The sequence below is a fragment of the Sphingobium sp. B2 genome (assembly GCF_007693735.1).
Taxonomy (GTDB): domain Bacteria; phylum Pseudomonadota; class Alphaproteobacteria; order Sphingomonadales; family Sphingomonadaceae; genus Sphingobium; species Sphingobium xenophagum.
The window spans coordinates 1,539,224-1,553,110 of record NZ_VDBZ01000001.1; the positions used below are offsets into that span (position 1 = coordinate 1,539,224).

General features: G+C 60.9%; 12 protein-coding genes. 10 read left to right on the forward strand and 2 right to left on the reverse strand.

Features of this window, described 5'->3' with window-relative positions; all coding sequences use genetic code 11:
* Positions 1-43 precede the first annotated feature (43 nt).
* A complete protein-coding gene (locus FE851_RS07500; protein ID WP_145201193.1) occupies positions 44-988 on the forward strand; it encodes a ketopantoate reductase family protein in 945 nt (314 codons plus the stop codon).
* A 21-nt stretch (positions 989-1,009) separates the two neighbouring features.
* Positions 1,010-2,269 carry an MFS transporter gene (locus FE851_RS07505; protein WP_145201196.1) on the forward strand — a complete coding sequence of 420 codons (1,260 nt, stop codon included), beginning with the start codon at positions 1,010-1,012 and terminating at the stop codon, positions 2,267-2,269.
* Between the two features lie 23 nt (positions 2,270-2,292).
* Here the strand turns inward: FE851_RS07505 and FE851_RS07510 are convergent, their stop codons facing one another.
* Complete coding sequence (locus FE851_RS07510; protein WP_145201198.1) at positions 2,293-3,294, reverse strand: carbon-nitrogen hydrolase family protein; 1,002 nt, start codon at positions 3,292-3,294, stop codon at positions 2,293-2,295.
* Positions 3,295-3,456: 162 nt separating this feature from the next.
* Here FE851_RS07510 and FE851_RS07515 point away from each other — a divergent pair, with 162 nt between their 5' ends.
* From FE851_RS07515 to FE851_RS07540, 6 genes are all read left to right on the forward strand, one after another.
* Positions 3,457-4,422 carry a helix-turn-helix domain-containing protein gene (locus FE851_RS07515; protein WP_145201201.1) on the forward strand — a complete coding sequence of 322 codons (966 nt, stop codon included), beginning with the start codon at positions 3,457-3,459 and terminating at the stop codon, positions 4,420-4,422.
* Between the two features lie 135 nt (positions 4,423-4,557).
* Positions 4,558-7,020 carry a TonB-dependent receptor gene (locus tag FE851_RS07520; protein WP_130753104.1) on the forward strand — a complete coding sequence of 821 codons (2,463 nt, stop codon included), beginning with the start codon at positions 4,558-4,560 and terminating at the stop codon, positions 7,018-7,020.
* Between the two features lie 89 nt (positions 7,021-7,109).
* Entirely contained in the window at positions 7,110-8,468 is a 1,359-nt protein-coding gene (locus FE851_RS07525; RefSeq protein ID WP_145201204.1) for an aromatic ring-hydroxylating oxygenase subunit alpha, read from the forward strand.
* On the forward strand, positions 8,461-8,940 hold the full coding sequence (locus FE851_RS07530) for an aromatic-ring-hydroxylating dioxygenase subunit beta (RefSeq protein ID WP_145201207.1): 480 nt from the start codon (positions 8,461-8,463) through the stop codon (positions 8,938-8,940). Before FE851_RS07525 ends, FE851_RS07530 begins: the two co-directional genes overlap by 8 nt.
* 32 nt (positions 8,941-8,972) lie before the next feature.
* On the forward strand, positions 8,973-10,370 hold the full coding sequence (locus tag FE851_RS07535; RefSeq protein WP_222422935.1) for an aldehyde dehydrogenase: 1,398 nt from the start codon (positions 8,973-8,975) through the stop codon (positions 10,368-10,370).
* Between the two features lie 92 nt (positions 10,371-10,462).
* The gene (locus tag FE851_RS07540) at positions 10,463-10,954 is read left to right on the forward strand and encodes a MarR family winged helix-turn-helix transcriptional regulator (RefSeq protein ID WP_086485484.1); all 492 of its coding nucleotides are present in this window, start codon (positions 10,463-10,465) and stop codon (positions 10,952-10,954) included.
* Positions 10,955-11,086: 132 nt separating this feature from the next.
* On the opposite strand, the gene FE851_RS07545 is transcribed toward FE851_RS07540, so the two are convergent.
* Entirely contained in the window at positions 11,087-11,749 is a 663-nt protein-coding gene (locus FE851_RS07545; RefSeq protein ID WP_086485483.1) for an OmpW/AlkL family protein, read from the reverse strand.
* A gap of 135 nt (positions 11,750-11,884) precedes the next feature.
* On the opposite strand from FE851_RS07545, the gene hemN reads away from it, so the two are divergent.
* Both hemN and FE851_RS07555 read left to right on the forward strand, forming a co-directional pair.
* Positions 11,885-13,192: an oxygen-independent coproporphyrinogen III oxidase gene (gene hemN / locus FE851_RS07550; RefSeq protein ID WP_145201212.1), complete on the forward strand. Its 1,308-nt coding sequence runs from the start codon at positions 11,885-11,887 to the stop codon at positions 13,190-13,192.
* Positions 13,182-13,400 (forward strand): hypothetical protein, encoded by a 219-nt coding sequence (locus FE851_RS07555; protein WP_017183487.1) that lies wholly within the window; start codon positions 13,182-13,184, stop codon positions 13,398-13,400. Before hemN ends, FE851_RS07555 begins: the two co-directional genes overlap by 11 nt.
* Positions 13,401-13,887 lie beyond the last annotated feature (487 nt).

The window sequence follows — 13,887 nt, forward strand, 5'->3', positions numbered from 1 at the left end:
GACAACATAGTTTTATATCAAACTATTTTGGAGTAGTGTTCCAATGGGGGGGAAGGACGCAGACCTGGTCCGAAATGTCCTGGTGCTCGGTGCGGGCGCGATGGGCTGCTATTTCGCCGCCAGGCTGATCGAGGCCGGTACCTCCGTCACGCTGGTCGATGTCGACAAGGCGCGGATCGACACCCTGAATGCCGCCGGACTGACGGTCATCGATGATCACGGCACGCGCAACGTGCCGGTCAAGGCAAGCACCGCCCAAGCCCTGCGCGATGTCGCCAGCATGGTGATCGTTTTCACCAAGGGTATTCACACCGCCACGGCGATGCAGCAGATTGCGCATCTGGTGGGACCAGAAACATTCGCCCTTACCCTGCAAAACGGACTGGGAAATGCCGAAACGATCGCGGCAACGATCGGTCGGGACCACGTCCTGTTCGGCGTGACGGACGTGCCCGCCGACCTCGTGCCGCCTGCCGAAGTGCATTCCCACGGCAAGGGCAAGATCACCTTGTGGAGCATGGAGGAAGCGGGGACGCCGCAGGCCCATATGCTGGAGGCTCTGTTCGAAGCGGCAGGAATGTCGGCCAGGGCCGACCCGTCAACGCAAGTCGCCGTGTGGGAAAAGGTCGCCTTCAATGCCGCGCTCAACGCGCCTTCGGCTATATTGGAATGCCCCGTTGGCGGCCTGGACAGTGTCGCCGGGCGGGCGATCGTCGAGGCCGTGGTTGAAGAAACCGTGGCAGTCGCCCACGCCAACAAGGTCGCGGTTGATCCAACCCGGATCATGGCCCGCGTCAATCATGCTCTCGCCACGCATCGCGAGCATAAGCCGTCGATGCTGCAGGACATATTGGCGGGACGTGCGACCGAAATCGACCTCATCAACGGCGCCGTGATGGCTGCTGGCGAAGCGATCGGTGTGTCGACGCCGGTCACGACCACGCTTGTCCACCTCGTCAGGGCCAAGGAACAGTTCGCCCGTATTTGAGCCAGTTTCACGGAGATACGCATGACAGAGGCAGGCGAAGAAAAGCCGAGTTACGAGTTCAAGGCAGTCGCCCTGCTCGCATTGGGTTTCGGGCTGGTTGGTCTTGATCGGTGGCTGGTGATGCCGCTGTCGCCCCAGATCATGCGCGACCTTGATCTCGACTATCAGGACATCGGAAATCTGGCAGCCATCCTGGGCCTTAGCTGGGGCGTTTTCGCGATCGTGATGGGGCGGCTTTCGGACAAGGTCGGACGGCGCAAGATACTCATTCCCGCGATCGTTGCATTTTCCCTGTTGTCGGGCGCGAGCGGGCTGGCAACCGGCCTTGGCATGCTGCTGATCGCCAGGCTGCTGATGGGGGTTGCCGAAGGGGCCTATTGTCCTGCCAGCTACGCCGCATCGATCGATGCCTCTCCACCCCGGCGGCGCGGCCTCAATCTGGGCATCATTCAAGGTGCCTTCGCATTGTTTGGTCTGGCGCTGGGGCCGATCATAGCGACCCAGCTTGTCGAACTGGTGCCATCGTGGCGCATTGTATTCGGGATCGTTGCTATCCCCGGCCTGATCATCGCGGCACTGATGTATTTCGTCCTGCGCGAGCCAGCCTTTGTTCCAGCGATCAATGACCAACCCAAGCCACAGGTTTCATGGGTGAGCCTGTTCGGCTTTCACAACGTCCGTATCGCCATGCCCGCCATCTTCTGCGCCATGAGTGGCCTGTTCGTGATCGGATCGCTGACGCCGGTATTCCTGACCGATGTCATCGGCCTTTCCGGCACGCAGATGGGATTTGTGATGTCGGGTCTGGGTTTCGGCGGCTTTCTGGGTCAGATTGCGATCTGTGGCATATCCGATGTTCTTGGACGCCGAACGACGGCTGTTGCCGCCTTCTTTCTGGCGGCCGTTTCGCTGGTCCTGCTTACCATCTATGCCCAGACGCCATTGATGCTGTTCATGCTGCTTTTTTCATCCGCCTTCTTCTGCTGCGGGGTCATCGCACTGATCGCCGGGCCGCTGGCCGGGGAGGCCGTACCGGCCTCCATCGCTTCAGGGGCGATGGGTCTTGTCGTTGGTTCAGGCGAGATATTCGGTGGCGGGGTCGCGCCGAGCGTGGCGGGCTTCATCGCCCAGCATGCAGGCTTGCCGACCGCATTCCTGACAATCGCCGCGGTCCTGTCCTTCGGTGGCCTGTTGTCCCTGTTCTTCAGGGAAACGGCGCCGCGCGCCGTCGCGCGCGTCAACGCCGGATTACAACCGATCGCAGAGGCCGCCGCACAATGATCGGGCGGCGGCCCACGGGATCGTCAGTCCGCCGGGTCGAGCAGTTGCCATGCGCGCGACAGCGATTGCGGGGCGTTACCTTCCAGCGCAGAACGCGGGCTGTTGTCCAGATAGACCCTGAAGACATCCCCGCGCGCATAATGCCCCACAGGATCGGCTGCGGCCTTGGCGAGCGCAATCACGCCCAGGTCGATATCGGCATAAAGCAAACCTTCCTCGTCGGGACGCAGCGGTTTGCACAGGGGCGAGCCGTCTGGCCCGAATATCATCGAGGCCCCGCCTCCCAGCGGCAGCAGGTCGCGGTGCGTCTCCGTCTCGCAGAGCATGTCCTGATGCGCCTTGGTCATCACGCTGGTCGCGGCGATCACGAAGCAGCCGCCTTCAAGGGCGTAGACCTGCGACACCGCGGTGTTGATCTCTGCCCCAAGGGCATAGGCCTTGCCCTGATAGAGCGAGAAACATGGCCAGGCGGCGATGTGGACCTGTTCGTGCATCGCATACATCGCATATTTGTTGAGCGGGTGGACATGTTCCCAGCAGCACAGCTGGCCGATCCGCCCAAGGCGGGTGTCATGAACGGCAAAATCGCTGCCGTCGCCTTCGCCAAAGACAGACCGTTCGACGTGTGTGGCCTTGAGCTTGCGTCGCGGCGTTGCAGTTCGCGTTTCGGGATCGAGGAACAGCTGCGCAATGTAGAGACTGCCGCCCGCGCGCTCGACATAGCCCATCGACACGAAGATGTCGTTGTCGATCGCCGCCTGCAAGAGCCGCTGCGCCTCCACCCCGTCGGCCGTCATCGCATTGTCGAAATAGCGCTGAACGAACTTCATGCCCCAGGCTGGCGCGTCGAGCCAGGCCCAGAAAGGATAACCCGGAATCCAGCATTCTGGAAAGGCGATCAGGCTGGCCCCTTCCCGCGCCGCCTGTTCGATCAACGTGATGGCTTTGTCCACGCTGCCCCGCAGATCGAGAAACTCCGGCGCCGCCTGAACGGCAGCCACTTTGTAGGCGGTCTTTTTCGTCATCGGATAAGCTCTCCATCGCGCCTCCAGGTGCGACCTGCACCCTCAACTTGGCATGACAGTTATCGCAAGCCCGAACACAGAGTCTTGGTTGCAGGGGTATAGTCGGTTGTTTTGAGTGGCACGCAATCCAGTGCAGATATTCGTTTTCGAAAGGATGTGGTCATGCAGCTAGCGGATAGGTCCTTCACTCAGCGTGATTGTTCGTCATTTTCCTTCTGGCGCGACACCGTTTGCGAAACCTTTGTCGAACTCGATTGCCGTCAGCATGGCAGCGACAGGTTCAAAGGCCAGATCCAGAGCCGCCGCCTGCTCGACGTGTCTTTCGCGACCGTTGCCGCTACCCCGCACACGGTCGTGCGTGATGCGCAGCGCATCGCCCGCTCCAAGGACGATGACTTTCTGCTCAGCATCATACATGAAGGTGAAATGGGCATCGAACAGCGCGGTCGCATGACCCGCCTGCGTCCGGGCGAGTTCGCCATTTACGACACAGCAGAACCCTATCGCATCGTTCTGGACCAGCCATTCGTGCAGTCGGTCCTGCGGTTCAGTCGCAAGGAAATCAACGACCGGCTGCTCAATCCTTCGTTGCTGACGTCCCGCGCGGTTGGTGGCGACAGGGGGATGGGCGCCATCGCCTCCACCTATATCCGTCAGCTGAGCGCGCAACTGGAAGATGTTTCACCCATGAGCGGCCGGCAATTGCGCAACACACTGCTCGATCTTGTGACCGCGTCCCTGAAGGATCTGACCGGGGAGAGCGTGCCCCCCGTCCGCGAAGGGCACCATTTTTTCCTCAACCGGGCATTGCGCTTCGTGGAAGACAATCTGCTGGATGAAAGCCTGTCCTGCGAAAGCGTGGCCCAGGCCTTGGGTGTTTCCAGCCGCTACTTGCGTAAGCTGTTCGAAGGTCGCCAGCATAGTCTGTCCGAGTGGATATGGCACCGCAGGCTGGAGGAAAGCCTCAAGTCGCTGGGCGAGAGCCAGGGCGCCCAGCGATCGATCACCGCGATCGCCTATGATCTGGGGTTCAAGGATCCAGCCCATTTCAGCAAGGCTTTCAAGGTCAAATTCGGCATGACGCCACGCGAGTACCGGCTGTGCGGTGCGATCGGGATAGCGCACTGACACCGCGTGATTCCGCTCTGAACAAGCTTGGGAACCAGCTCGAACAAGTCTTTCCGGCCCCCTCTATTCATAGAGGATAGCTGCACGTTCTGCCCGAAATGGGGAGTGCGGCATGAACCAGGGAGTTCGGGGAAAGTGAAACATCAAAACAAGATGGCCAACGGCCGCACATTACGCGCGGCCCTGCTGCTGGGCAGCATGTTCGCAGCGATGCCCACGGGCTTTGCACAGGAAGCCGATACGGCATCGAACGACAGTGTCGGCGAAATCGTCGTCACCGCCACGAAGCGATCGGAGAATATGCAAAAAGTGCCGATCGCTATTTCCGCGCTGGGGAACCAGGCCCTCGAACAGAAGGGCATCACCAGTGTCGGTCAGATCGGCGGCTATGTTCCCAACATAGAGATCAAGAACACCGTCTCCTTCGCTGGTTCCTCGCAGATCCTGGTCGCTACCGTACGCGGTATCGGCCAGAATGATTTCGCCTTCAATCTTGAACCGGGCGTCGGCGTCTATATCGATGGCGTATATTATGCCCGGTCGCTGGGCGCGGTGGTCGACCTGCTGGACCTTGAGCGTATCGAGGTGCTGAAAGGCCCCCAGGGAGACCTGTTCGGCCGAAATACCATCGGCGGCGCGCTCAACATCGTGACCCGCGACCCTGCAAAGGATTTTCGCTATCAGCTTGAAGGCACGACCGGCAGCTTCAGCCGCACCGATGTGCGCGGATCGATCGACATACCGTTGATCGATGGCATGTTGCTGTCGCAGGCATCCTTTTCCTACAAGCACCGCGACGGCTATCAGAAGCGCATCCCCTTCCCCGGACTACCCGGCACGATCACTGATCAGGGCATGTTCCGCAAGGTCGGGACGCCTGGCGGTTCCGACACGCAGGGCGGCGAAAACGCCTTCAATGCCCGTTTCAAACTGAAATGGCTGGCCAGCGACAAGCTGGATTTCCTGCTCTCCGCCGATTACACGCGCGCCCAGCAGGAAGCCCGACCGAGCACCTTGCTGTTTACCAAGGCGGGGGCCAATGACGGCACCGTCGCGTCCGCCTATAATGGCTGCATTTTCGGTCAGGCGCCGATTGCCGTCTGTAGCGCGCGCGGCGTCGTGGGCACCAGCTTTTATGGCGTGAATGTCGATGCCGATCCCAATAATGATCGTCTGCCGATCTCCGATGCTTTCGTCACTGGCGACATCGACAAAAGCTATGCACGCGGCAGCAACTTCGACAATTTGACCTCGTGGGGCCTCTCCCTGACGGGCAATCTGGAAGTCGCGGACAACGCCTCGCTCAAGTCGATCACCGCCTACCGCTCGCTGAAGTCCCGGTTCGGCAGCGAAATCGCGGCGACGCCGATCATCCTGAACGATGCCTCGTTCGCCATGGACCAGACGCAGTTTTCGCAGGAGCTTCAGCTAAACCACGACAATTTCGACGGTCGTTTGAAGGGGACGGTCGGCCTCTATTATTTCTCCGAAACGGGCAGTCTGCTGGATACGCCGGTATTCGCGGAAGGCCTGATCCAGATTTATGGGCCGAACCATTTCAACAACAAGGCCTATGCGGCTTTCATGCATGAGCATTTCGATGTCACGGATCGGTTCGGTCTCACATTCGGGGTGCGCTACACGAAGGAAAACAAGCGGTTTCGGGGTGATCAGCAGGACCTGAACGCCTTCTGGGCGCGGGCTGGCGCTGGCGTTGATCCGAATGTCGTGACTTCGCTCCCGCTCCCATTCCTTCCCGACCAGAACGACCTGACGCGGCTATACCCCTTTGGCATGAACAAGCTGAGTTTCAGCAACGTCTCGTTCAAGGCCGGTGCGGAGTATAAATTCAACCGGGACGTCATGTTCTATTATTCGTTCGCCCAGGGCTTCAAGTCCGGCGGGTGGACGACCCGCCTGCTGTCGCCCTCCACAACGACGGCGAACGATCTGACCTTCCGGCCGGAAAGGGCCGACACGCATGAGATCGGCTTGAAATCCACCTTGCTGGATGGGCACCTGCGGCTGAACATGGCTGCGTTCACCACTGCCTACAAAGACATACAGGTTACCGAGATCATCGCCATTTCGCCCGTGTTCAAGAACGCTGGCGAAGCGACGATCCGCGGGTTCGAAGCAGAGGCGGATGCCAGATTCGGCGGGTTCGGACTGAACGTTGGTTTGGGCTATCTCGACGCCCATTATTCCAGAATGTCGCCCGGCGCGACGATCCCTGTGACCAACAATCTTGTCAATGCGCCGGAATGGTCGGTCACCCTTGGCGCCAATTACCGCTACGATCTGGCCAGCGGCGCCCGGATCACATGGAACGGCGACTATAACTACAAGAGCAACACGTCGCCGGACGCAGAAAATTCACCCTATCTGCAATCGGGCAATGTCGGCCTGCTGAACAGTTCGATTGCCTTCGACGACGCCGGCGACCGCTGGGGTCTCACCTTCGGGGTCAAGAACATAACTGATAAACGGTTCGTGGTCGGCGGCTATGATCAATCCGGTCCGGGTGCGATCGGCTTTGTCGGTGTCGGCTATTCGCCGCCGCGTCAGTGGTATCTCACCCTGCGCGTGAAGAGCTGACCTGCCCTGTGCGCGCCGACGCTAACTGGCCTCCGGTCGGCGCGCACAGCCACAACGAGAAGAAGAAATGGGATTGAGGAGAGCAGAGAGTGACGATTGAAAATGTCAGGGCGCTGGTCGATGACCGCCCTTCAGATGGCTGGTTCAGCGTCGACCGCGCTGCATTCACCGACGAGGCCCTGTTCGAGCGGGAAATCCGCCACATCTTCGAAGGCGGCTGGGTGTTCCTGGGAATGGATAGCCAGGCAGCCGAAAAACATAGCTATTTCACCGTCACCATCGGCCACACCCCGATCGTCGTCATGCGCGATGGTGAAGGAACGTTGGGTGCGTTCGTCAACGCCTGCCCGCACAAGGGCGCATTGATCTGTCACCGCCGAACCGGCAAGGGGCGGCTTCATGTCTGCCGCTACCACAGTTGGAGTTTTGACAGCGCCGGCCGCAACGTCGCGGTCAAGGGCATGAACGCAGGCGCCTATTCGGAAGAATTTATCGGCCGCGATCGCAACCTGCCGCGTCTGCCAGCCTTTGCCAACTATCGCGGCTTTCTGTTCGGCAGCCTCGTCCCGACCTGCCCGATCGAAGAGCATCTGGGCGAAGCCCGGCGCCTGCTGGACCTGTCGGCGGACCAAGGAGAGGGCGGCCTTGAACTTGTCCCCGGCGAGATCGTCTTCACATTCGACGGGAACTGGAAATACCAGCTCGAAAACTGCTCCGACGCCTATCATTTCACATCCGCCCATCCATCCTACATCCGCCTTCTGGACAAGCGCGCCAAAGAAAGACGGACGGAATCGGTGCGGTCGATCTGGGAAAAGGACAAGAACTGGAGCGAGGAAGCCGAAGGCATCACCGGCGGCTCTTACAGCTTTGACGAAGGGCATGTGCTCAATTGGGGGCTGATCGGCGTCAGCGATGCCGTTCCCCTGTTCGAGCGCGCCGAAATATTGGCTGAACGCTATGGCGCCGCCCGCCGGGACTGGATGTTCAACATGCGGAACCTGACCATTTTTCCTAACCTGCAACTTGCCGAAAACGCATCGAGCCAATTGCGTATCATCCGCCCCTTAGCGGCGAACAAGACCGAGATGCGCACGTTTTGCATCGCCCCGCGCGGAGAGAGCGCAGAAGCCCGCCGCCAGCGAATTCGGAATTACGAGGATTTTTTCAATCCGACCGGCATGGCGACGCCAGACGACACCGTAAGCTATGAAGATTGCCAGGCGGGTAATGCCAACCGCCTGCAAAGCTGGGCCTATGGATATTGTCGCGGCGCGACGGCCAGCGTGACCGGCGGAAACGCCTTTTCCGATCTTCTGGAAATGAACCCGGCGCGCAGCGTGCTCGGCGACGCCATGCTCTGCGATGAAACGCTCTATCACAGCTATTATCGCGCCTGGCTGGCGCGGATGGAAGCGGGTGCTGCGCGGGAGACACTGGATGCTTGATCTGGCTGAGGCGACAGCGCTGATCACGCGCGAGGCGATGCTGCTCGACCGGCGACGCTGGCGCGAATGGCTCGATCTCTATAGCGAGGACTGCGTTTTCTGGATGCCCGCCTGGCTTGACGAAGACACGACGACAAGCGATCCAGACGCTGAACTGTCGCACTTCTATTATAAGGGGCGGCACAATCTGGAGGACCGCGTGTGGCGTGCGACCTCAGGCATGTCGGTCGCATCGGATATTCTGGCGCGCGTCTGCCATCAGGTCACCAATATCATCGTCGAAGGGCCAGACAGCGCGACAGCAGCGTTCTGCTCGCACATCTACGAACCCAAGCGTCAGCGACAGCGCAGCCTGTTCGGGCGTTACGACTACCAGTTCGTCAGCCAAGCCGGCGAGTTAAGGATTGCTGCCAAAACGATCACTCTTATGAATGACCGGATCGAAACGGTCGCCGATTTCTACATGGTATGAAAGGCCGGAAACCGGCCTGCAAGGAGGATAGATTGACCTTTACACGCCTGAACCCGCTCACCGGGGAAATTGCTTCATCGGCGCCCGCCATGAAGGCTCCTGACGCGCACACAGTGGCTGCGCGCGCCGCGACCGCCTTTCCCGCATGGGCGGCGATGGGCCCCAATGACCGCCGTGCCGTGCTCATGAAAGCCGCAGCGGCGCTGGAAGCGCGCCAGGACGATTTTGTCGCCGCCATGATGAACGAGACCGGGTCCACTGCGGGATGGGCCATGTTCAATCTTGGCCTCGCGGCAGGCATCGTGCGCGAGGCGGCGGCGCTGACGACGCATATCACTGGCGAAGTGATCCCGTCCGACAAGCCGGGCTGCATCGCCATGGCGCTCAAGGAACCGGTTGGCGTGATCTTGGGCATCGCACCCTGGAATGCGCCGATCATTCTGGGCGTGCGCGCCATTGCGACCCCGCTGGCCTGCGGCAACAGCGTGATCCTGAAAGCCAGCGAGGCCTGCCCGCGTACGCACATGCTGATCGTCGAGGCGTTTGCAGAGGCGGGTTTCCCTGAAGGCGTCGTCAATATCGTCACGAACGCCCCGGAGGATGCCGCCGAAGTGGTTGGCGCGCTGATTGATGCGCCGGAGGTAAAGCGCATCAATTTCACGGGTTCGACCGGGGTCGGCAAAATCATCGCCAAACGCGCGGCCGAGCATTTGAAGCCGTGCCTGCTCGAACTTGGCGGCAAGGCACCGTTGCTGGTGCTCGAAGATGCCGACCTTGACGAAGCGGTCAGGGCGGCGGCATTCGGCGCCTTCATGAACCAGGGTCAAATCTGCATGTCGACCGAACGGATCATCGTGGTCGAAAGCGTGGCCGATGCGTTCATAGAGAAATTCGCCGCGAAAGCCCGGACGCTGATGGTCGGCGACCCCCGCGAAGGCAAGACGCCGCTGGGCGCCGTGATCGACCGCAAGACTGTGGATCATGTAAACAGCCTGATCGACGACGCCGTGGCCAAGGGCGCCAGCGTCGCCGCAGGCGGAAAGGGTGACAGCGTGCTGATGCCAGCGACGGTCGTGACAGGCGTCACCTCGCAAATGAACCTCTACCGCGATGAAAGCTTTGGCCCGGTCGTCGCGGTAATGCGCGCGCGCGACGAGGAACATGCGATCGAACTGGCCAACGACAGCCAATATGGCCTGTCAGCGGCAGTATTCACGCGCGACACGGCGCGCGGACTGCGAATCGCCCGGCGCATTCAATCCGGCATCTGTCACGTCAACGGCCCGACCGTGCATGATGAGGCGCAGATGCCTTTCGGCGGAGTTGGCGCATCGGGCTATGGCCGTTTCGGTGGCAAGGCTGGTATCGACAGCTTTACGGAACAGCGCTGGATAACCATGGAGACCCAGGCAGGGCATTTCCCGATCTGACCTGCCCGGCCAGCCGCCCTCGCTCCATTCCGGCAGGAGCAAGGGCGGCTGAGCCGACGCACGAACGACGAACGCGAAGAGATTGAAAGCATATGGCAAACAAGAACAAGCCGTCCGATCCGACCGGCAAGCCCGGCGACGGCTGGCAGTTCCACCCAAGCGAGTTCGCGCAAAGCATCGCGTTCAATCTGCGCCTTGCACAGTCAGCCTCATTTTCGGAATTCCGCCGCATCACCGAAGAAAATGGACTGAAGCCTGGTGACTATGCCGTTTTGCGCATGATCGAGGAAAATCCCGGCATCACGCCATCGCAAATCAGTTCGGCCAATGGCCGCGACAAGTCCACCCTCACCCCTCATCTGGGCAACCTCGAACGGCAAGGCCTCATATCGCGGGAGAAGAGCAGCAAGGACCGCCGCGTACAGCATCTTTATCTTACGCCAGCGGGTCAGGAAAAGGTCGTCATTCTTGCCAGACATGCAAGAAGCCATGACGCCAACCTTGATACGCTCATGACCGCTGCGGAAAAGCGAAAGCTGCTCGATCTGCTGGTCCGCATCACGCGCTGGCAGCCAGCGGCCTGAACCTGCCTCGCATCGGTAACGCCCTGTTCTGCGCCGGTGCTTCAACAGGCGCGGGACTGCCCGACGCGCCGACGAAAAATGGCTCGGCCGACGGATCGGCCGAGCCATTTTTCGTAGTGGGCGAGTGTTCGATCAGAAGCGCATGCCGACGCCTACGCCAAATACCAACGGGTCGAGCGCCAGCTTGACGCGCTGGACACCGGCGGCCGTGGTCGCCAATCGCGCCTTGGTGTTGATGTCGATATATTTGACATCGAAATTGAGGAAGATCTTCTCGTTCAGGTCGACATCGACCCCGACCTGCCCCGCCCAGCCGACGCTGTCCTTCATATGCACCTTGGTCTTGCCCACGGCTGTCTCCAGAGCCGTGGAGGCATCTTCTGCATAGAATAGCGTATAGTTGATGCCCGCCCCCACATAAGGCCGGATGGGGCCGTCGACGACCGGATGATATTGCATCGTCAGCGTCGGCGGCAATACCCAGGTCGAGGCCAGCTTGCCAATGCTGCCGGTCGTACCCGTGCGGCCGGTGGCGCTATGCTTCGTGGTCGCGGCGATCAGTTCGAAACCGATATGGTCGGTCGCCATGTAGGTGACGTCGATTTCGGGCATGACGCTGTTGTCGACGGACACTTTTTCGCCCGGAAAGGCGGGCAGGACACTGCCGCTCTTTTCGTTCGGCGCGACCATGATCGCGCGTACGCGCAGCAGGATGTCGCCTTGCTTGGCCTGAGCCGGACCGGCCACCAGTGCGCCCGCCATCGCGCCAGCCAGCAAGAAAGTCTTTATACGCATTATTGTCTCCGTCCCTGATGTTGCGGTCAATGACGCCTTGTAGGCCGGGCTGGCCGGTCGTTCCTTGACGCCGCGCAATCGGAGATTTGATCTTTCGCAATGCGGGGACGCGCGGCAGATGGCAGGCCGCTTTCCATGTTCCGATACCATCCCGATCTGCTGGCGGCCCCGGTGCCGCGCTACACCAGCTATCCGACCGCCGCGCAATTCACCGACGCCGTCGGGGCCGAAGCGCTGGAGGAACGGCTCGACAGGCTTCCGCAGGATGCGGGGATCTCGCTCTATCTGCACATCCCCTATTGCCACGACATCTGCTGGTATTGCGGGTGCAACACTGGTGCTGCGACACGGCCCCGCCGCCTTGCCACCTATGTCGATGCGCTGGAGCAGGAGATCGCGCTGGTCGCGTCCCGCCTGGGCGGGCGGCGGCGCGTCACCCATATCGCATTTGGCGGGGGCAGCCCGAATTCGCTGCCGCTGGTCGATTGGGTGCGCCTCAATCACCAGTTGCTGCTGTGCTTTGACACCAGCGATGCTGCGCTATCGGTCGAAATCGATCCCCGCCGCCTCGACCGGGCGTGGATCGACGCCATGGGGCAGATCGGCGTTTCGCGAGTCAATCTGGGCGTCCAGACCCTCGCGCCGCATGTCCAGCAGGCCATCGGGCGCGTGCAGCCTGTCGAGATGGTGGAAGCGGCGGTTGAGGGGCTGCGCCGGGCACATATCGACGTGGGTTTCGACCTCATGTACGGCCTGCCGGGTCAGAGCGAAGCGGACCTGATTGAAACGCTGGAGACGAGCATCCGTCTGGCGCCATCGCGCATCGCCCTGTTCGGCTATGCGCATATGCCCCATCTGCTGCACCGCCAGCGCCGCATATCGCAGGCCGATCTTCCCGACATGGCCATGCGTTTCGCCATGGCGACACAGGGGCATGCGATGCTGACTGCCGCAGGCTATCGCGCCATCGGTTTCGATCATTTCGCGCTGCCCGGCGACCCTTTGGCAAAGGCCGCGACCAGCGGCAGATTGCGGCGTAATTTCCAGGGCTTTACCGAGGATGACAGCGACGTGCTGATCGGCTTGGGGGCCAGCGCGATCAGCCAGTTTCCCGACCTGATCGTGCAGAATGAGAAAAATGCCGGGCCCTATCGGGACATGATCGGCCAACAGCGGCTGACGGCGACCCGCGGCGTAAGGCGCAGCGCCGACGATCAGAAGCGCGGGCGATTGATCGAGCGCCTGCTGTGCGACGGCGCAGCGCCAAGCGACGGGGTCGTTCAATCGCGCGACCTGGCCAAATTCATCAATATGGGGATTGCCCGCCTGCACGACGGAATGATCGAGATCCGCCCGGAGGCGCAACCATACGCCCGGTCGGTCGCGGCTTGTTTCGACGCCTATCTCCGCCCGCAGGAAACGCGGTTCAGCCATGCCGTTTAGCAAACTGATACTCGCGCTTGGGCTGATCGCCACCGCGCTTTCGACCACAGCCGATGCGACGACCCGCTCTCGGCGCGGCGGCTATTTTTGTGGCGAGCCGCCTGCCGACTGGTCGCCGCCTTGGGAGAAGCGCCAGTCCGACGACCATGACCGCCTCGCCTGCCATATGATGATGCGGGAACATCGCAAGAAGATGAAAGGCGCCTGAGCGCGCAAATGTGCGATCGACTTGCGTTCCGAGCAGGTCGCTGAACTGTCGGGGCCTTTGAGGTAGCGATGGCGTAGGGCAACGTCGCTCATTGACGCTAATTCTATGAAGGTCCGCTTGCCATAGAAGCCGTCGACCGGGGCAATGACGATGGCTCCTTGTCAAGGCGCTGGCGCATTGTCCCTCCTCCCTAGGTATAAGGGACGCCAAGGCCGGTTTGGTTTAGCCTCTCCTTAGAGAGGCTAAGGGCAGGAGAGAATCGTGCGGACTCTGATAGGCTTTCGGAGTCTGTTCCTGACTGGGGCCATAGCGATCGCAATGGGCCTTGGGGCATTGCTGAGCACAATAATCTACCTGCAGGGATCTACCCATATATTCTCGCAGCGCGCGGACATGGCGCAGAAGCAGGTTCTATTGCTGGCACGGATAGACGCGGAAGCTGCGCAGATCCTGCTGAACCATTCCAGCGCAGCTCAGAATGAATTGA

Coding starts and splice junctions, on each gene's coding strand:
- FE851_RS07500 (WP_145201193.1), top strand. CDS start 44: ATGGGGGGGAAGGACGCAGACCTGGTCCGAAATGTCCTGGTGCTCGGT.
- FE851_RS07505 (WP_145201196.1), top strand. CDS start 1,010: ATGACAGAGGCAGGCGAAGAAAAGCCGAGTTACGAGTTCAAGGCAGTC.
- FE851_RS07510 (WP_145201198.1), bottom strand. CDS start 3,294: ATGACGAAAAAGACCGCCTACAAAGTGGCTGCCGTTCAGGCGGCGCCG.
- FE851_RS07515 (WP_145201201.1), top strand. CDS start 3,457: ATGCAGCTAGCGGATAGGTCCTTCACTCAGCGTGATTGTTCGTCATTT.
- FE851_RS07530 (WP_145201207.1), top strand. CDS start 8,461: ATGCTTGATCTGGCTGAGGCGACAGCGCTGATCACGCGCGAGGCGATG.
- FE851_RS07540 (WP_086485484.1), top strand. CDS start 10,463: ATGGCAAACAAGAACAAGCCGTCCGATCCGACCGGCAAGCCCGGCGAC.
- FE851_RS07545 (WP_086485483.1), bottom strand. CDS start 11,749: ATGCGTATAAAGACTTTCTTGCTGGCTGGCGCGATGGCGGGCGCACTG.
- hemN (WP_145201212.1), top strand. CDS start 11,885: ATGTTCCGATACCATCCCGATCTGCTGGCGGCCCCGGTGCCGCGCTAC.
- FE851_RS07555 (WP_017183487.1), top strand. CDS start 13,182: ATGCCGTTTAGCAAACTGATACTCGCGCTTGGGCTGATCGCCACCGCG.